General features: G+C 50.3%; 18 protein-coding genes and 2 pseudogenes. 6 read left to right on the top strand and 14 right to left on the bottom strand.

Annotated elements, in window-relative coordinates:
* Positions 1–28: 28 nt before the first annotated feature.
* From KP806_RS13035 to KP806_RS13010, 6 genes are all read right to left on the bottom strand, one after another.
* Positions 29–790, bottom strand: a complete 762-nt coding sequence (locus KP806_RS13035) for a response regulator transcription factor (RefSeq protein ID WP_224724128.1) — start codon at positions 788–790, stop codon at positions 29–31.
* Complete coding sequence (locus KP806_RS13030; RefSeq protein WP_224724127.1) at positions 783–2,579, bottom strand: cache domain-containing sensor histidine kinase; 1,797 nt, start codon at positions 2,577–2,579, stop codon at positions 783–785. Before KP806_RS13030 ends, KP806_RS13035 begins: the two co-directional genes overlap by 8 nt.
* Before the next feature lie 515 nt (positions 2,580–3,094).
* The gene (locus KP806_RS13025; protein WP_224724126.1) at positions 3,095–3,547 is read right to left on the bottom strand and encodes an SRPBCC family protein; all 453 of its coding nucleotides are present in this window, start codon (positions 3,545–3,547) and stop codon (positions 3,095–3,097) included.
* Complete coding sequence (locus KP806_RS13020) at positions 3,531–3,890, bottom strand: MerR family transcriptional regulator (RefSeq protein ID WP_224724125.1); 360 nt, start codon at positions 3,888–3,890, stop codon at positions 3,531–3,533. The genes KP806_RS13025 and KP806_RS13020 overlap by 17 nt, the downstream gene beginning before the upstream one ends.
* A gap of 376 nt (positions 3,891–4,266) precedes the next feature.
* Entirely contained in the window at positions 4,267–5,001 is a 735-nt protein-coding gene (locus tag KP806_RS13015) for a class I SAM-dependent methyltransferase (protein WP_224724124.1), read from the bottom strand.
* A 116-nt stretch (positions 5,002–5,117) separates the two neighbouring features.
* Positions 5,118–6,287 carry a substrate-binding domain-containing protein gene (locus KP806_RS13010; RefSeq protein WP_224724123.1) on the bottom strand — a complete coding sequence of 390 codons (1,170 nt, stop codon included), beginning with the start codon at positions 6,285–6,287 and terminating at the stop codon, positions 5,118–5,120.
* A gap of 560 nt (positions 6,288–6,847) precedes the next feature.
* Between KP806_RS13010 and KP806_RS13005 the strand changes: the two genes are divergently transcribed.
* On the top strand, positions 6,848–7,624 hold the full coding sequence (locus KP806_RS13005; RefSeq protein ID WP_224724122.1) for a DeoR/GlpR family DNA-binding transcription regulator: 777 nt from the start codon (positions 6,848–6,850) through the stop codon (positions 7,622–7,624).
* The gene (locus KP806_RS13000; protein ID WP_224724121.1) at positions 7,617–8,426 is read left to right on the top strand and encodes an HAD family hydrolase; all 810 of its coding nucleotides are present in this window, start codon (positions 7,617–7,619) and stop codon (positions 8,424–8,426) included. The genes KP806_RS13005 and KP806_RS13000 overlap by 8 nt, the downstream gene beginning before the upstream one ends.
* 666 nt (positions 8,427–9,092) lie before the next feature.
* On the opposite strand, the gene KP806_RS12995 is transcribed toward KP806_RS13000, so the two are convergent.
* From KP806_RS12995 to KP806_RS12985, 3 genes are all read right to left on the bottom strand, one after another.
* On the bottom strand, positions 9,093–9,662 hold the full coding sequence (locus tag KP806_RS12995) for a MerR family transcriptional regulator (RefSeq protein ID WP_224724120.1): 570 nt from the start codon (positions 9,660–9,662) through the stop codon (positions 9,093–9,095).
* Between the two features lie 154 nt (positions 9,663–9,816).
* Positions 9,817–11,166, bottom strand: coding sequence for an ABC transporter substrate-binding protein (locus KP806_RS12990; protein ID WP_224724119.1), 1,350 nt, complete (start codon positions 11,164–11,166; stop codon positions 9,817–9,819).
* 113 nt (positions 11,167–11,279) lie between these two features.
* The gene (locus KP806_RS12985) at positions 11,280–11,501 is read right to left on the bottom strand and encodes a CapA family protein (RefSeq protein ID WP_224724118.1); all 222 of its coding nucleotides are present in this window, start codon (positions 11,499–11,501) and stop codon (positions 11,280–11,282) included.
* A 188-nt stretch (positions 11,502–11,689) separates the two neighbouring features.
* Between KP806_RS12985 and KP806_RS12980 the strand changes: the two genes are divergently transcribed.
* From KP806_RS12980 to KP806_RS12965, 4 genes are read left to right on the top strand one after another with little or no spacing between them, the layout of a single operon-like run.
* Positions 11,690–13,123, top strand: a complete 1,434-nt coding sequence (locus tag KP806_RS12980) for a spore germination protein (protein WP_224724292.1) — start codon at positions 11,690–11,692, stop codon at positions 13,121–13,123.
* 41 nt (positions 13,124–13,164) lie between these two features.
* Entirely contained in the window at positions 13,165–14,277 is a 1,113-nt protein-coding gene (locus tag KP806_RS12975) for a GerAB/ArcD/ProY family transporter (protein ID WP_224724117.1), read from the top strand.
* Between the two features lie 5 nt (positions 14,278–14,282).
* A complete protein-coding gene (locus KP806_RS12970; RefSeq protein WP_224724116.1) occupies positions 14,283–15,515 on the top strand; it encodes a Ger(x)C family spore germination protein in 1,233 nt (410 codons plus the stop codon).
* Positions 15,516–15,538: 23 nt separating this feature from the next.
* Positions 15,539–15,757 (top strand): hypothetical protein, encoded by a 219-nt coding sequence (locus KP806_RS12965; RefSeq protein ID WP_224724115.1) that lies wholly within the window; start codon positions 15,539–15,541, stop codon positions 15,755–15,757.
* 86 nt (positions 15,758–15,843) lie between these two features.
* On the opposite strand, the gene KP806_RS27610 is transcribed toward KP806_RS12965, so the two are convergent.
* The 5 genes and pseudogenes from KP806_RS27610 to KP806_RS12950 all read right to left on the bottom strand — a co-directional run bounded on the left by KP806_RS27610 (position 15,844) and on the right by KP806_RS12950 (position 18,749).
* Positions 15,844–16,158, bottom strand: coding sequence for a G5 domain-containing protein (locus KP806_RS27610; RefSeq protein ID WP_263575700.1), 315 nt, complete (start codon positions 16,156–16,158; stop codon positions 15,844–15,846).
* Between the two features lie 21 nt (positions 16,159–16,179).
* Positions 16,180–16,539 (bottom strand): annotated as a pseudogene (locus KP806_RS27605) (VanW family protein); the annotation flags it as partial.
* Between the two features lie 381 nt (positions 16,540–16,920).
* A pseudogene (locus KP806_RS12955) lies at positions 16,921–17,409 on the bottom strand (IS66 family transposase); the annotation flags it as partial.
* Between the two features lie 94 nt (positions 17,410–17,503).
* Entirely contained in the window at positions 17,504–17,713 is a 210-nt protein-coding gene (gene tnpA, locus KP806_RS27990) for an IS66 family insertion sequence element accessory protein TnpA (RefSeq protein WP_397376392.1), read from the bottom strand.
* Between the two features lie 220 nt (positions 17,714–17,933).
* Positions 17,934–18,749: a YheC/YheD family protein gene (locus tag KP806_RS12950; RefSeq protein WP_224724113.1), complete on the bottom strand. Its 816-nt coding sequence runs from the start codon at positions 18,747–18,749 to the stop codon at positions 17,934–17,936.
* Positions 18,750–18,867 lie beyond the last annotated feature (118 nt).

Here is an 18,867-nt window from a genome sequence, read left to right as displayed (position 1 = left end):
CGCCGGCCGGATACCGGGGCGACGCAGCCTATCCATTCGTAACAGAGGTGCGGTAATGACCGGGCGTCACTCCGACCTGCTGCTTGAACACTTTATAGAAGTGACGCGGATTTTCAAAGCCGATATTTTTTGAAATTTGATCCATCGGCAAGTTCGGCATGCCGCTCAGCAGCGATTTGGCCTTCTCGATCCGGACCGTCCTCAAGTATTGGACGTAAGTCATTCCGGTTTCCCGCTTCAGCAGGCTGCATACGTAGCTCGGATGCAGCTCCAGATGCGAGGCCACTTCTTCAAGCGAAATATCATGCATATAGTTGCCGAGAATAAACTCCTTGAACTTTCTTATATTTTCGTTATTCTCGTAGGTTTCCCCGTCGCCTTCCTCCGCCGGCTCCTCCTGGGACTGCTTGCGCTGCTCCACGATTTCCATAGACAGCCTTGTCAGCAGGCCGATCAGCTCCTTCGGATCGACCGGCTTGAGCAAATAATCGGCGACGTTCAGACGGACAGCCTCCCTGGCATATTCGAAGAGGTCGTAGCCCGACAAAATAATAAAGCGGGTATCCGGCTTCTTCTGCGAAGCGGCCTTGATCAGCTCCAGCCCGTTCAGCTCGGGCATCTGGATATCGGAGATGATCAGATCCGGCCGGTACTCGTCCACCATCCGGAGCGCTTCCACGCTGTCGGAAACGCCCTCGATTTCCGTAAAAAGCGTCCCCGCTTGGCGGATCATATGCTGCAAGCCTTTCAAGATGATTGCTTCGTCATCCACGATCATTACCTTAAGCACTGCGATCCCTCCCCGCTTTCTCCAGACGGAGCACCGTAACGGTGCCCAGTCCCGCCGAGCTGTAAATGCTCATTCCCGAGCCGCCGCCATAATACGCTTTGATTCGTTCATGAACGTTGTACAGCCCGATTCCTCCGGCGGATGGAATTCGCTCCACGGGAAGACGGCCCTGCAGCACATCATGAATAACGGCCAGCTTCTCTTCCGGTATGCCTGCTCCATTATCGGACAGCCGGATCGTCACCGCGTCGGGCCCGTCCAGCAGCTCAAGGCGGATCGTTCCTTTTCCCCGGATGTTCTCGAAGCCGTGAAGAATGCTGTTCTCGACGAGCGGCTGCAAAATAAACCTCGGACAAGGCAGCCGGAGCGCCTCTTCCTGCACGGCAAGCTCGGCGTGCAGCCGCTCGCCCATGCGAAGCCGGTGAATATCGATGTAATGGCCGACATTCTCAAGCTCCTCGGACAGGGTAGTCTCGTCCTTCGCCTTGGACAAGCTGTACCTCAGCAGCTTGCCTAGTTTCAGCCCGATTTCCGCCACTTCGTCGTCGCCCTTCATCAAAGCCAGCATGCGCATCGTCTCCAGCGTATTGTACAGGAAGTGCGGATTGATCTGGGCCTGCAGCATTTTGATCTCCGCCTCCTTCTTCAGCAGCTCCGTTTGCGTCACGACATGGCTGAGCTCGTCCACCCGGTGCATCATGGAGTTATACGCCGAAATCAGGAAGCCGATCTCGTCCGAGCCGCTTTCTTCGGGGTAAATGGCTCTCTTGGGATCCTCTACCCGGCGCATGTGGCGCGAGAAACGAATAATCCGCATTGCGATCGATGATGCAATCGTGTAATACAGCAGCGACAAAAGGCAAAGCAGCAAAATGCCGACAGCGACGGGCAAGCCGAGCGCGCTCCTGATATCGAGCACGTCCCGCACCTCGTATACGTTCATGATGGCAAGGTTCCAGCGTTCCAGGCTCGCTACGCAGATCAAATAGTTGCCGTCGCTCGAGTAATAGCTGGCGAAGCCGGACTTCGGAATGTTGGAAGCCCATTCCTCCGGGTCGGGTTTGTACGTTCCGGCCAGCGATTCCTGGAACAGAAGCTTGCCGCTGCTGTCCGTCACCGCCCGCCATGCCTCGTTCCCGCTCTGCAGCGTCTGGAAAAACTGCTTGATCATGCCGTCGTTGAGCGTCAGCTGAAGCAGCCCGAGCTCCCTTGAGAAGCTGTCGTTGTACATTTTGTGAATGTAGCGGATCTTCGGCAGCCGGTTCGCACTCCCCGTCTCCTCGTAGGTCCACAACCCTTTGCTCGGCGGAAGCGCACCCACGGCAGCGGCGTTAACGGGATCCGAGTAGCGGTCCCTGTCCTCGATCTCGGGGGACAAAATCGCAACCTCCGGCAAATTTTTGTATACCGTTATTTTTTCAATAAGCTGGTTGCCAATATACGCGAACGAGAAGGTCGGGCCGATTTCTTTCTTATATTCGTAGACCACATCCCAATCCGAAGCGTATACGCCTCCCAAATATTCAGTCAGATTCGTGTTGTTCTGGAACAGCGGATAAATCGCTTCCACCTTCGTCAGATCGACCTCCAGATTGCGGTAAGCCTGCTCCATAAGCTGGGACATGCCGCTTCTGTACTGCCCGAGCCGGTCGTCGTACATTTGCTTGTAAAAAATAAATCCGAAAACGGAAAACGGGATGCAAATTAACAGCACATAGCCGGCCAGCAGCTTCGGAACGATTCGCACATGGTGGAAACGGCTTGCAAGTGCAGCCAATAATGTTCTCATAGGAGCATTCACCTTCAGCATTTAAAGTCATGACCCGAGTCCTATTATAGCATGACTTCCTATGCCGGCATGGAATCGTCCATTTTCGTCTCCTTGTTTGTATTCGCTTTCATGCGGTGCTTGTGTTTATTATAAAACCGCTTTCACCGTTGCGATACTGATCATTTATAGCGTTCGGGTGTCCAAAATTAAGGTGGGGGGGTGCAGGAGAGTGTGGGGCGCGGCATACGAATGAAGCAATAAATGGAAAATATGCATTTATATCCGACGAAGCAACGATTTTTTACAAAAATAACTGGATTTCGAGTGTCTAATTGATGGGTAAAGGAAAGATTAAGAACAAGAAGGTCAATATAACCACATCAAATCCAGTTATTTTACAAAAGAACTAAATTGCCTCGGAAATAACAGTATTATATCCAGTAATGTGGATCCTGCATTGCCTAATCTTCACTAATCTTCGAGCACCATATCAAAACTGTCGGACAATTTTACTGTTACATTGCTTTATAGCTTTATATCTTGAGCACTTCTTGCTCCACCTTCTTCAGAAACTCGTGAACGACGGCTAGGTTACTTTTTTGGCCGCCCAGCTTCAGCATCGCTCTTCCGACAAAGTTGACCCCTTTATTTTGGCCTGAATAAATGAACCTGGTCCGCTTATCGTCGAGCATGATTAAAGTAAACGTGAGCGTAATTTCAAACGCCTTCCCAAGTGTGAAAGCGATTGTTTTCAGCTTCCTGTCCGCGAGGTCCTCATACGCCAGCGTATCCACGATATAGGTTTCCACACGTTTCCCTTCGCGGTATTTCTGCCGGTGCTTCGCCCCCGCTTCCGTCTCCTTCCCATCAATTAACTCGTGCTCCTCCACCTTCGGCATAATTTTCTTGATGTTCCGATCCCGGAATAAGTCCCATACCTTTTCGATATTCGCTTCAATCGTGATTTCTTCATTCCACTGAATCACTTGTTCTCTCCTCCATTCCGGATGCCAGAAATTCATCGATTTCTTCGGCCTGAAGCTGAAGATCCTCGATTTGCATTCGTATTTTGTTCCTCTTGAGCAGCAGCAAGTCCTCCAAATGCGCGAAGGATTCGTCTCCCATCACGGCTTGCATCTCCTGAATCGTAAATCCGAATCTTCGCAGCTTGGATAACAGAAGAGCAAGGAAGTAGCTGCCGTCGTCGTAATAGCGGTAGTTGTTATTCGGATCGATGAACGCCGGCTCGAGCAGCTTCACTTCCGCATAATAACGCAGCGTTTCTTTGCTTAATCCGGTCAACTCGGAAAAATCGCTGATTTTATACATCGCAGTCCTCCCGCCTCTATCTTAAACCGTGGGGTGCACCACAGAGTCAAGCCGATTCACGTCAAAAAAGGAGGATCACCCACCTCGCAATTCGTTCAGCCCTAACAGGATTGGCCTTACCGCGTAATCGGCAGCGCTTCTCCGTTGATGAACTTCCTTGGTGAAGTACAATCCGTAGCCAAACGCGGTGAGAGTAATTATCCAGCAAATGACAGCGATTCCCCATCTTCCGACCATTGTAATCCTCCAGCCACAATCCGTTTGAGCAATATCTTTCCACCTAACTGTTGCTTAGATACTTAAAGGCGATAGGAACGGAGCAAAAGAAAACCGGGCGGGCTGCAGCAGCAACCGCCCGGTTTAGATTATAGGTCCCTTATAAAGCCTCCGCCGAAATAATCAGAAACATCGGTCTGCGGTTTTCGTCCCGGTACGCGGGATTTTGGTTCAGCAGCTCCTCGGAAGGCCCCGGTTCCTTGACCGCCTTCAAGGCAAATCCGGCCCCGAGCAGGTCGTTCATATAGGTCGAGATCGTCCGGTGGTATTTTACGACGTTGTCCGTCAAAAAAGATGTCGTCCGCCTTCCCTCCGACTGATACCGGTCGACCGGCCAAAACATAGGATTACCTTGAGCGTCGTAATGCCAATCCTGCTCGTCCCGGCAAGTAAAAATCGGATGCTCTACCGAAAAGATGAAGCTCCCGCCCGGCTTTAGACAGGCATGCACCTTCCGGCATAAAGCGTCAAACGACTCGATATAGTGGAACGCCAGGGAGCTGATGACGACATCAAACGGCGATCCGTCAAAATCGATGTCCTCGATTGGCATACGCATATAGGTGACGGCCGAATCGTCCGTCAGCTCGCGGGCTTTTTGCAGCATATTTTCCGAAAGATCGACGCCGACTACGGAGCTTGCCCGCTGTTCCCTCGCATACCGGCAATGCCACCCGAAGCCGCAGCCCAAATCCAGCACGCTTTTCCCCTCCAGGTCCGGCAATAAGGCTTGAAACACATGCCATTCTCCCGCCCCCTTCAGCCCCTGAACGGAACGCGGCATCTGCTTGTACGCATCAAAAAAGGTTGAATCGTCATATTTGTTTTGCTTCATTTCATATCCTCTCCCGTCGTCATTCAGACGTACCTGCGCCTCTTCATGTCCATATGGTACTCCGGATCCGGGACCAAGCGCAACGGAAGGTTCGTTTATAACCGTACTCGCCCTTGTCAGGTAACGGATAACAGGCAGCGCGCAACCGACTGCCTTTCCGTTATTTTCGTTTTTATTTTTATCGTACTAAAAGGCTCGTCTGAGCCCCCGATCCGGTCCAGCAGCAGCTTCACGGCAGCTTCGGCAAGCTCGCCGACGGGCTGGCTGACGGTCGTCAGCGGCACGGGCAGCATTGTGGCCAGCTGCGCATCCGTGAAGCCGGCGACCGACAGCCGCCCGGGTACTTCGCGGCCGATCCGTATAGCCGAATAGATAACCGAAGCCGCCAAATAATCGTCTCCGCACATCAAGGCGGTAATGGAAGCATACTCCTCCAAAAAACGCTCCAGCAGCGGATCGCCTGCGGAATAGTCCGTCAGCTGGTTGGATTTCTCAATGGTATGGATGTATTGGCTTTGAATCGGGATATTGTGATCGTATAAAGCCTTCATATAAGCCTGATACCGGTCTTCGATGCTGCTTACACCCGCCAGCGGATTCGTGACAAAGCCGATTTCCGTATGTCCTGCCGCAATGAGGCTTGCAACCATGTCGTACGCTCCCTGAAAATGATCGTGCAGCACGCAGTCCAGATCGGCGCCTGGAACGAGCCGGTCGACCCCCACGATCGGATAACGTTCAGCCAGCAGCTTCGACAAAGCTGGACCGCATGCCTGACGTCCGCGCGGAAACAGCAAGATACCGTCCACTCCGTCTCCTGCAAGCTGCAGCAGGCAGTCATCCTCATCCGCTATATCCTTGCTTAACTTGATGGTCAGCGAAAAGCGGTTTCTTCTTGCTTCCGCTTCCAGTGCGGATACGATTTTGGACGTATAGTAGTCCAGATTCGAAACGATAAAGGCGATTCTGAGCTCGCTCCGGAGGGCGTTCTCCGGCTCCTCAGCTATGTCAGCGCCGCGCGGGGCCGCCTCGGCCAGAAACGTTCCGCGTCTCGCCAGCCGGTAAACCCGTCCCCTGCCGGCCAGCTCATCGAGCGCCAGCTTCGCCGTCATCCGGCTGACGCCGAACAGCCTCGCAAGCTCCCCTTCCGATGGGACGGGATCATGAGGCTTCAGCCCCCTCTCCCGAATGATCCGCTCCGTTTCGCCTGAAACTTGCATATATAGCGGAAAGGCCGATGCCCGTTCAGGCGCCGGCCGGCCGGACATGATGGATCTTTGCTTCATTTTCGTTCAACCTCGTCTCCAGCGTATGTTGCGACCGCCTGCCTCTACGGCCTTGTCTTTGCACTTATCGTAGTACGCGACTATTCTATTTTCAATAAGCAGACTATTAAAATTGCGTAAAACCTAACCCTCGCATGGAAGAGACTACCATCGCTCCGATGCACTTTATACAGCGGAATCGCCGGTATTCCGCGTTCCTATCCGTTCTGCTGTACTTCATACAGCAGGTTCGGTCTAATAGGGTCTGTTTCGTGCACACGCGCCCCTTTCTGCTGCATATGTGCATCCTAGACAAACCAGAATCGCTTCATGTAAGGTTTCTGATGCATTTTGTACAGCAGTCCTGCGCATGCTCGGCGAAACCGCGTCCGTGATGGAGAGTTTCATACGATTGAAAATGATATTATTAAGCATTTGTAAGTACTTATGAGTATTTTTTGTAAATATGTTGCGTATATGAAGAAAAAACTTGTTAAATTCGCACGATTTGCTGTACAATGACTTACAACGAACGATACAGTTTAACCCCCTACGTCATTGTTAAGGAGGGATTTCCGTACATGTTTCAGGAAGAGCGGATCGCAGCCATTATGGAGCATTTGAAGCAGCATGAAAGAATCGACATCAAAGAGATTTGCCGGCTATTCGACGTATCCCGCGATACCGCCCGCCGGGACTTATTGAAGATGGAAGAGCTCGGTCTCATTCTCCGTACGCACGGCGGGGCTGTTTTGCCCAAAAAAACAAAAGAAGTATACGAATACAAAGAACGGCTGGGGAGAGAATCCGGCGAGAAGCATGAAATCGCAAATTTGGCGGCTTCGCTTATCAAAACCGGGGATTTCATTATGATGGATGCCTCAACGACGGTTCAATTCGCAGCGGAGCAATTATCCGCCGAGAACATCGTCGTCGTCACCAATTCGATCGATATCGCGGATGTGCTCTCCAAAAAAGAGAAAGTCAGGACCTGTCTCTTAGGCGGGGAGCTGCATTCCCAGCACCGCTTTCTGTTCGGGCAATCTACGATCGCCAAGCTGGCCGATTACCACGCGAACAAATTGTTTCTCGGCGCATGCGGCATTACGGCAAACGGCTTATCTTACCCCCACGAGGAGGACGGGGCTGTTAAGCGGGAGATGATCCGAAGGGCGGATCAAGTCATCGTACTTGCGGACCATACGAAGTTCGGCGAGCAAATGTTTTACAAAATAGCGGAGTTGGATGCGGTCGATCTATTGATTACCGACAAGAAACCAAACGAAGCAATGATGGCAACTCTTATTGAGCATCAGGTCGAATTATTAGTCGTATCGGAGGTAGAAAGTGATGATTAAACTGATTGTCAGCGACCTGGACGGCACCTTGCTGGATCATTCGCGTCAAATTGCCGGCAGAGACGTGGATGCCGTTTCCATGGCCCGGAGCGCCGGCTTTGAATTTTGTATCGCATCGGGACGGATGTATTCGGAAATCCGAATACTGATGGAGCCTTTTGGCGATCGTTTTCATGCGGTAGGCCAGAACGGGGCGACGGTTCATACGAAGGATGACAGACTGCTTGCCGCCTCTTCCTTCGAGCCGGACGTTTCGTCCCGTCTGCTTCAGGAATCCCGGAGCTGCGGCCATTTTGTCAATTTTATTCACTGCACCGACGATTCCTTTTATTTGAAAGAACGCAACGACACCACTCGGCCTTATGAAGACCGGATACTCAAAACATGCAGCGTCCACAGCGATTTGGAAGCGGCGCTCAGAGAGGATGAGCTCCGCTGCAGCAAGATTTCCTATTTCGGCGAGCTGGAGCAGCTGCAGCAGTGGAAGTCGGAATTGCTTGACCGGTTTGCAGGTCAAATCGATTCGTACATTTCCGACAAGGATTGTCTGGACGTCATGCCGCTAAACGTCTCGAAAGGAACGGGGCTGCTGCGTCTCATCGAGAGTCTCGGGCTGCGTCCGGACGAAGTGGCGTGCATTGGAGATTCCTTTAACGATTTGTCGATGTTCGCCCTGACCAGGCACAGCTTTGCCATGAGCGGCAGCCATCCCGACGTAAGAAGCAAAGCCGGCAGTGTCGTTCATTCCGTGGCTGATGCCATTGACCGGATTATGACTTATAATCACTCATTGGCAGGATGATAAGCGTGAAGGCGTATTCGGATGCACGCTGGGTAGCCAAGTACAGACGATATTAGCGCTGAAAGCATCGATGCGTGAAGCCCCATTCAAGAGGGTTGGAGTAACTGGATTTTACGCGGTTATTTAGGGTAATCGGCGGCAGAAGGCGAAGTAACGGGATTCTCTACAGTTATTCTCTTGCTTTTCGGCAAAACTCAGGGATTATAGGGGATTTAAAGACATTCAATCCAGTTAAATCTCCGATTCGGCCAAAACTGGTGAAAATAACGGGAGAAAATCCATTTGTTACGTACGATACTGCAACGAGGATGCCCCTAGTCCAAAATCGAGGGGCTGTGGATTACACTAAGTCGATCTGGTAGAGGAGCTCGGTCAAACTCTCAAATCGGAAACGATCCCGCTGCATACTATGCATCAGAAACCTGACATGAGGGGCTCGTGATAAGCTTCTGCTGTACAAATACAGCGGGAATTATACGAAACCGGGATACAGCACGCCAATCTTTGGGCTCTGATGCATATAGTGCAGCAGAGCCATCCGTCTGTTGTAATTTACCTACTTCTGATGCATAAAGTACAGCAGAGCTCACCGTTTTCTCAAACTTCTGCACAAAAAAGGCTGCCGCCAGAATCCATAATGACCTTGGCGGCAGCCCTTTTAACTGCTTATAGAAGAGAGAAAAACGAGCGAAGCAAACCGCGCTTCTTCGGAGGCTCCTGCAGCTTGGCGGCGGCGACCGGGTGCAGCTCTTCGTGCTGAGCCCGGCCCTTGCCGGCCGGCGTCTGCAGAGTCTCTACGGCGGCGGCCAATTGCACGATCATTTGGCGCAGCTCCTCAAGCTCCTCGCGCTGCTGAAGCAGCTGCACCGAGACGACTTCGTCGGCTTTTTGCTGAAGCGTCCGCTCCATCTGCTCGATCCGGTTCAGCATCTCGTCCGCAGCCGCAGCCGCAGCCTGCACATGCAGCGAAGCCTCGTCCTGTTCCTGGACTGAAGCCTCATCCTGCCGGGATGCAGCTGCCTCCATATTGCTTGTCAGCTGCATGCGATCCAGCTGCTCGCCCTGTTCGATGCGCTCCTTGATCAGCATAAGCAGCAGAACGTCGTCTTCTGAGAATATATAGTGGCCGAACCGGTCCTTTTGGAAAACATCCGGGAATGTAGAAGCCCATCGCTTGATGGTCGTTTGGCTGACGGAAATCAGATCTGCGGCATCCTTTGTTTTCAAGTTACCCATTTCTATCCCTCCGCTTCAAATATTCTACCTATATATTTGGCTGTCGGGAAGCGGGTTCCTGCATGGGTGACAAAGGTAGTGCCGATTCGATAAACAAAGTGCTTTTACGAGGAATCATGCGGAATATCCGTCACGCTTCCTCGTCTCTGCATCGTTACTTGGCCCAGGCCGGATCCTTTGCGATTTGGGCCATGTCGTCCCTGCGTTTATCGATGTTTTTCAAAATATCAACCGGTTGAATCGAATTTCCAAACATGGCGGCGATGTCTTTTCCGATGTCCATCCACTGCGGATTGACGTAGCTTACAAAATTTTGAATGTCCGTGCCTTTCTTCGGATAAGCCGCGAACAGCTCTTTCTGGGCGTCGCTGTATTTGTCCTTCAGACCCGAGAAGTTCAGGTTGGTGAACGACGGAGTGTTGTCGATCAGGTATTGAAGATTTTCAGGCTGCGCCAAAAACGCAAGATATTGCTTGGCCGCCTCGATATGCTTGCCCTTCGAATAAACGAATTTGCTCGGACCGCCCGGGTTAATGTAGTAGAACTGGTTGTCGGCCAGCGGGATTACAAAGTAACCGAAATCCTCTTCTTTCAGCTCCGGATTGGCTTTCACGATATCGCCGACTACGCTTTGCGCGGACAGCGACATGGCAAACTCGCCGGTCGCCAGTTTGTTCGCTGTATCGGAGCCCGTATCCGAAAACGTGTTGTCGCCGAAAAATCCGAGATCGTACATTTCCTTCATCTGAGTAAGTGCAGTCAGCATGGATGGATCGTCCGCGAATTTTTTCTTGTTGGCGTTCAAATCATCGTACAGGCCCGGCGTAATTTCGTCGTATCTCGGGCCCGGCTCCGCGAACCAGAGAACATGGTGCCAACCGTCCGCGATCGGCTCATAGATCGGCGTAATGCCCTTTTCCTTGATTTTCAGGGAAGCCTGCTTCAGCTCCTCGTACGTCTTCGGCACGGTCAGGCCAAGCTCCGCAAAAATCTTCTTGTTATAGACCATAACGAAGCTGTTGCCCGTATCCCAAATCGTCTGCGCATATACTTTGCCGTCCAGGGACAGCTGCTCGAGCGACAGCGGATCCTCGCGTTTCGTCCATTCCTGGTCGCTCAGGTCGACGGCGTTTTCCAGAACGTTGTAGTTCAGGCTGATTTCGCTTTTGCCGCTTTGGCCGCCGAAAATGTCCGGACCTTCCTTCGCGTTCAGCTTTGTTTTCAGCACGTTGAAGTACTGATCGGCAGGAATGATCTGATAGTCGATTTTGATGCCGGTCTGCTCCTCGAACTTTTTGGCGAGCTCCATTTCAGAGTCGAATATCCAGCCTTGGCTTGCAAGATAAGTCAATGTAATATCTTGCTTGGCGGGCGTTTCCCCTGTATTTGCGGTGCCGGCCGGCGTTTCTTCATTCTCCGCATTTCCGGCGTTATTCCCGCCGCAGCCCGCAATCAAAACAATGGCAAACAGAAATACGGTCAACATCCAAAGCTTTCTTCTCATAACAATCTCTCCCCGTCATGTTCATCTTTGAATCCGCTTTCATTCCGTGATAGCCTCATTATAAAATCCGGATCTCCGCTCTTCCATGGAGAAAACGGACTCTTTTTTTATCTTTATTTTACCGAATCCGCTTTCAAAAAACTTTTGACAAAGCCATGTTCCTTTAGCACCCTTAGCGTACGGGCCAAGCCCGCTTCCCCGCGATCCGGACAATGATTATTCTCGGTAGTCAGCAAGAAAAAGATTGCGCGCTTCAGGGCAGCGGCAAGCTCATCTGGACTGTTACACATAGTAAATCCGGTTCGAGTATTTTCCCTGGCGTATTGAGCTTCCACCCTGCCAGCGGCGTCTCCAAATGGTCTATGACCAAATCATTGTAAGCGTCGAATAGACCGAGCCTTGTTTCAAGATGAGATACAATCGATGCGGTCTATACAGGGGTATTTATGCGTGCATAATTATTACATAATGGGAAGAACATAATGATGCCTTATATATCCAAATGAGGGGGTGAGGGTGGGTGATGGCGTTGCAAACGGAGAAAACGCAATACAAAGAGAAATTGACATCCAGCTTAGACAATAACCGTGAAGTACTTCAAGAAGTCTTTGGAGAGAACACGGACATTATTTTTCATCGCTTTCTTACCGGGAATCATTTATCCGCATTATGTGTATACTGCAGCAGCTTGTGTGATACCGAACGACTGGAGAAACAATTGCTGTCTCCTATGTTGGACGGCAGCTTTGCAGCTCGTTCGGATGCAGGAATAGAATCTTTTACGTTCGTTCCTATGTCTTCCATTCAAACTGTCTGTACGATCAATGAAGCTATTCTTGCCATTTTGAATGGACAAGCTCTGCTGCTGCTGGAGGATCAACCGATGGGCAGGGCTTATTCTCTACCCAAAACAGCTTCTCGCGCTGTAGAGGAGCCCTCAGCCGAGTCTACTGTCCGCGGGCCTAGAGAAGGGTTTACTGAAAATTTAAGCATCAATCTTTCTCTTTTGCGCAAACGCATGAAAACCCCCTCATTGAAACTCATAACAACAACAAAAGGGCAATACACAAACACAGAAATTGTTCTCGCTTATGTTGAGGGTATCATTGATCCTGCATTGATAAAGGAAGTGCAATCAAGATTAAGAAAGCTGAAGTTAGAGGGTGTTCTGGAAAGTCATTACATCGAAAAAGGGCTTGCAGATGAGCAATTTTCACCGTTTCCGCAGATGCTCGCGACAGAGCGGCCGGATGTGGTCGCAGCCAATCTCTTGGAGGGGCGCTTTGCGCTTTTAATTGATGGAACGCCCTTCAGTCTGATTGCACCGGTTTCGATTTTCTCTATGCTCCAGTCTCCGGAAGATTATTATGAGAATAAATATATGAGTCTGTCCGTTCGCTGGATGAGATACTTTTTCGCCGTCATTTCCATCATGCTGCCATCGGCATACGTAGCTATCACTACATTTCATCAGGAAATGATTCCCACTGTCCTGCTGCTGAGCATCTCTAGGGCGAGGGAGGAGATCCCATTCCCGGCATTGGTGGAAGCGATGATCATGGAAGTCTCATTCGAAGCATTGAGAGAGGCGGGGGTGCGACTGCCTAAACAGGTTGGTGCTGCTGTCAGTATTGTCGGAGCACTCATTATCGGACAAGCCGCAACCTCGGCAGGCATCGTATCCGCTCCGATGGTCATTATCGTGGCATTAACCGGGATTGCTTCATTCATGATCCCAAGATATGCAGCCGGCATTGTTACACGTTTGCTCAGATTTCCAATCATGATACTGGGTGGCACGCTAGGGCTTGTCGGAATGATGCTTGGCGTCATTGTGCTCGTGATCCATCTAAGCAGCCTGCGATCATTTGGGACGCTATATCTATCGCCCGCTGCTCCAACTTCCGCGAAGGGGCTTAAGGATGTCCGGTGGTGTCGCGGAGGAACAAGCGAATAGTTAAAATCATTGAAAATTAGGCTCAGGAGGAGGCGGCGCACATGTTAACCGATAAGGGGCGAATTTCAGAAGTTCAACTGGCTATTCTGCTGCTGCCTACCGTACTTGCCACCTCCATCTTATCCGTGCCTAGCATGACCATGCATTATGCGGGACATGATATGTGGCTCTCGCCTATTTGGGGATCATTCATAGGGCTTATCGTTATCGGGATAAGTCTAGGCATTCATCGCCTATACCCTAATAAGACGATTATCCAGTCTAGTCTGCAAATAATAGGATGGTTTCCAGGCAAACTGTTCGGACTAGCTTACCTTATATACCTGCCTCACCTGACCGGCTTGATTATTCGAGAGTATGGCGAATTTATCGTTACCAACGCTTTGCCGCGCACGCCGTTATTTGTTGTGATGGGGACGATGGTCATTGTATGTACGCTTAATGTGCGCCTTGGAATAGAGGTTGTAGGCCGTACCTCGCAAATATTTGTAACAATTATCACTGCGCTTCTGCTCCTTACATTTCTTCTGCTTATTAAAGAATTGAGGCCTCAGGAGCTTCTTCCAGTGTTCGAGGATGGAATGCTTCCTTCCATGCTCGGCAGCATTCCACCTGCTGCGTGGTTTAGCGAGTACATCGTCATCGCTTTCTTGCTGCCATATGTCAATCATAAACGCCAAGTTGGTAAAGCGATGATTGGATCGCTTTTGTTTACAACCATGACCATGATCGTCACCAATCTCGTTTGTCTGTTCCTGCTTGGCGATCTAACGGACAGCTTTACTTTTCCTATGTTGATTGCTGCAAGGTATATTACGATTGCCGACTTTCTTCAGCATATTGAAGCTGTCATCGTTGCCGTATGGATATTCGGCATTTTTGTCAAAATCTCTGTATTTCTTTACATTTTCTCAACAACAACGGCAGAATGGTTCGGATTAAATGACTATAAACCAGTCGTAGCACCATTAGCATTCTTATGCTTAGCTTATTCCTACTGGGTTGTATCCAGTCATCCAGACGTGGCTAAGCTGTTAAGCGTCTCTGGGAATTTATATACCTTAATGCTTCTTTTCTGTTTTCCTGCTCTCTTATACGTTTGTGCCTTAGTGAGGAAGCTATGGAATGAAAGAATGAAGGGGGGAGCGACTTAATCACTATGACGACGTGTAAGAGGAGTGAGCGTGAGTCTTTCCCTGTAAGGTCGAGATGGAAAACGGCCTTTCAAGCGCTGACCTTATTCAGCTTTCTGCTGCTCGCCGGATGCTGGGATCGAATAGAAGTGAATGACCTTGCCATTATTCTCGCAACCGGTATTGACACCAAAGACGACCAAGTCGAACTGACCGCCCAAATCTTTATTCCTCGCAAGGCAGGGAGTGGTTCTGGCGGAAGCGGCTCGAGCGAAGCCAGTCAAAGCGGAGTAACCATGATACGTACCGCGGTAGGAAGCAATGTGGCTGAAGCGATGAACAGACTTCAGAGAAAAGTTTCCCGCAACGTGTTCTGGGGCCATTGCGAAGTCATTGTCATAAGTGAACAAGCCTCTAAACAAGGATTGCGCCAATATCTTGATTTCTTCCTTCGGTACACCCAAATCCGTGAGCATGCCTATGTATTCTCGACAGATCAGAAAGCAAGGGATATGTTGGCGCTGCTCCCTCCGCTGGAGCGCAGCTCCGCAGAATCGTTGCGGGAGATGAGCAATTTGAAGCTGGGAACGCGTGTAACCGTCTTGAATCTTGCGCAGTCGATAGAAGGTCCAAGCCGTTCAGCTGTTCTTTCGCGCATGCTTATTCTAAAGCCTGCGTCGGGACAGAGTACATACACGAGCGATCCCTATGTGAGAGGTCTTAGTCTGATTAAAGAGGATCGTTATGTGAAAACGGTGACCGAGCCGATGAGCGTTGGAGTATTAATGCTCCTTAATCAACTGAACTATATCATCATGCCGGTAGAGATTGAAGGGAACGAAGGAAACGTTTCGATCAGATTGATATCTATGAAGACCACGCTGACTCCTGCTATCTCGAACAACGAATGGAGCATGAAAATCAAAGTGGACGCAAAGGGTGAAGTGGTGCTGAATACCACTTCAAAATCGATTGCCGATCCTCAAATGAATACGATGGTCGAGCAACAATGGAAGGAGAAGCTTACTGGATTAGCCAAGGATGCATTGATGCTTTCTCAAAAACAGTTGAAAACCGACTTTTTCGGATTTTCTGGACAGTTTCGTCGTCATTATCCAAGAAAATGGAAAGCGCAAAAGCGAAATTGGGATGAAATTTTCGAAAACATGAAGGTGGAGGTGCGGGTGGATACCCTTATTACAAGTTCAGGGAAATCCACATATCCGCAAGGTGTGCCTGGACAAGGTGTACAATATTAATCGAACATAAGGAGGAACAATCGATGAAAGCGGCAGCGATCCTCGGCATTCTTCTGATTTCAGCCGCCATTTTATTGGTTGAATTACGTAAATGTAAGCAGAAGAAATTCAAAATGGTCATTACGGGAATCACTTTATTCTCGGCAGCATTATCCATAGCCTTGCTGTTCAACCCGCATTTGCCGGGTCCGACTCAATTGATGAGCGTTTTGTTCGGGAGATTTGATAAGATGCTGGGATAAAGGAGTTGTCTCATGGGAAACCAGCATATTACGATTGTGGCCGGACGCCTGGGCAGAGGTAAGGAGAACGCATGTGATAGAGCGCCTTAAACTCCATCCTCGATAATCGTCTCATCCGGAGCAGGCGTCGCGGATGGGACCGGCGTCGCGTCCAGCGAAGAAGGGCCGACCTCGATAATGGTCGGCTGCGCGCGGTATGTGTCCTTGGACACGCGCTCGCGGGACACTTCTACTCCGTCGCGCTTCAAGACGCGAAAGGTTTCTACGACATAACCCTGCTTCCCTTCCTGCACGACGACGCTTTTGCCGACCGGAAGAGCGCGGTTCACCGCCTGCTGCGTGCCGGGCTCAATCGTGTCCAGCGTCACAGACTCGATCTCGTAGCTTTCGTTCTGCGGCATCGTGCCGAACAATTTGATGGTCACTTTCCGGTCCTTGACCTCCGTGCGGATGATCAGCGACTTGCCCGTCGAATTGCGGAACTTGAAATCGATGGCATCCGTGGCATAGGTGGCGTCATGGCCGAGAGGGAGGTAGGCGACCGGCAGGGAATGGTTGCGACGTTCGACGATCTCCAGTCCAGCGCGCAGGACGGTCTGGTACAGGGTGCTCGACACCTGGCAGATGCCGCCGCCGATGCCCGTCACGAACTTGCCGTTCAAGATGACCGACGCTTCGCGGTACTCATGCTCTTTCTTCACCTTGGCGATTAGATCGGCATATGAAAATACTTCGCCCGGCTTCAGCAGCCAGTCGTTCAGCTCCTCCGCCGTCACCGTGACGTTATAAGCCCGGCCCTCCGCGCTCGTCGCGAAATCGGTCGTGAACGACTGAAAAGCCGATCGATGCCTTCTTCCTTCAACTGCTCGAGAGTGACGGCAGGATGAATCACCTCCACCGGGAGCCCCGCCGAGAAGACGCGCTGATCACCTTGGATAGCCCCCAGCGCCGTATCGTCTGCCACCACTGCCCAAGCTCCAGCCGCAGCTAACAGCTCTTCCAAATCCAGCCTATACGCATCCGTATGGGGCGTATAGATCACCTCGTCATCCTCCGTAATGGTCCTCGTCGCATCCTTCGACTCGTTTTTTTCGATCCAGCTCCACTGCTTCCGCAAAGCCGATTCGAATGCGTCGCGGTCCCAAGTTTGGCTCAGCAGTAATCGGAAGCATAGATGACCATGGCAAATAAGGCTCGAGCGCCTCTGGATTTTGTGAATCCGGAAGCTGCGGAAGCTGCTCGAACAGGTACTTAAAATATTGAAATGGAAGAAGTCCGTTTTCCTTCGCCGTCTCGATGACGCTGTAGATCGCCGCACTTGCCTTCGCGCCGCGAGGCGTATTCGCAAATAACCAGTTCTTTCTTCCGATTACGAATGGCTTGATCGAGCATTCACTGCGATTATTATCGATCTCGAGTCGGCCATCCTTCAGGAAGGCGGTCAGTTTCTCCCACTGATTCAGGCTGTAAGCAATCGCTTTTCCAACCAGACTCTTCGGCAATGATTGAGAGCGCTGTTGCTTGAGCCATACCGAATAAGCCTCCAGGATCGGAAGGCTTCGCTTCTTTCGCTCGGCATATCGTTCTTCTGACGAAGCATCCTTCAGCTCGCGCTCAATGGCAAAGAGAGCATTGCAGTAAGCTAGTCCTTGACACCGTCGAGCATGGCTTACGTAATGAGCCAGAAATACGTCGACAGCTTGCCGAGGATTAGAGAAGGAGCAGGAGAAACGCTGCCAGGTGGATCTACAGTGGCAAGAGGTACAAACTGTACGGAGAAGTCTTTTGATCTGGAGTAGCTGAGGATGATACACCCTTTATTTTGTAAAGCCAATATTTCAATTGTTCGACAGAACAATGATTTGCGGAGCACCAAGCTTTCATCGTGAGGCCACTTGCCCGATAGGCTTCGATATGTGTGTGCCAATCTTGTCTGCGTTGTTCTTTGGCATTCATGAGTTACCCTCCGTATTCAGGTTAATCTCATGATCTCATAGCTAGGTTAGTAGTTGAAGGTGTGGAGAGTTTGACGCTTACAAATCATTGTTTTCAGGAAAGGGATGGCCTTCTCAAAAATAGGGTCAAAGTTATATCCGTCCCTCCCACTCAGCTTGGAAGAAGATAAGATCGGTCCGATCATCAAAATATCCCCCTACGGCGGCAATATTGATCTCCGTCATTTCTTCCCAGCCCTTTTCACGATATAAACTGCCGCCTTTCTCTTCAAACGTAATGCTGCAAGATACCTCTTCATTTTTCTGATTTTTAAATAGTTTGATTTATCGGGGAGTTTGGCAAATGCATTGCCTGAATGATTAGGCAAATCAAAGTTAACCTCTATAATCCATATATTCCCTGATAGATCGACGGCAAAATCAATTCCGATTTGAGTCGTTGATGCCTTATATTTATTGAACCGGTTAGCGATAATAAAGCTTAATTCGCGAAGCTCTTTCATCTTCTCCTTAATCGCTGCAGGGGTCAGCTGCAAGGATCTTCTTAAAGCTTCCTCAAGTGTAATAACAGATCCGCCGGAGCGGCCGACATTGGTAATAATATTAACGGGTCCTGCGACCTTGGCAAAAAAACCATAAAACCCCCATTTGCGGTACGGTTTGCGCATCAGCATGGAGCGAATATCGAAGGGGCGGTTGTTAATTGCGGCAAGCGAGATCGCCTGCTGAATGATGTAGGTTTTATCTATAGCGGTTTTGATCACTTTCTTATAAATTTCCTCCAAAGCAGTAATCCCGGAAGTCACTTCCGCAGCCCTGCCCTTGATCCTGGTATAGGAATACCCCGTCTCCGTCTTGCGAACATAGGTTACTCCGTTACCGCCATGACGTGTATCGGGCTTAATATATACCTCAGAATACTTATCCATAAACTGTTTTAAGGTATCGAGACTGAACAGGGCCGTATCCGGCAAATATTTTCTAACTTCATTATGCTTATTATAAAATTGATGGAGTTTCCATTTCGAACTGGCCATTGCTTTAGGGATTCACCCTTTCTCGGTGCTTTTCTATATCATATGGGGCATCGTACCAAGAGGATCCAGCTTTCTAGCGAGCTCCTCAAGTTGGGTAGGGGAAAAACCTTCAGAAATA

It is taken from the genome of Paenibacillus vietnamensis, assembly GCF_020169515.1.
Taxonomy (GTDB): domain Bacteria; phylum Bacillota; class Bacilli; order Paenibacillales; family Paenibacillaceae; genus Pristimantibacillus; species Pristimantibacillus vietnamensis.
The sequence above is the reverse complement of the archived record's forward strand: the minus strand, read 5'-3'. Positions and strand labels throughout refer to the sequence as shown.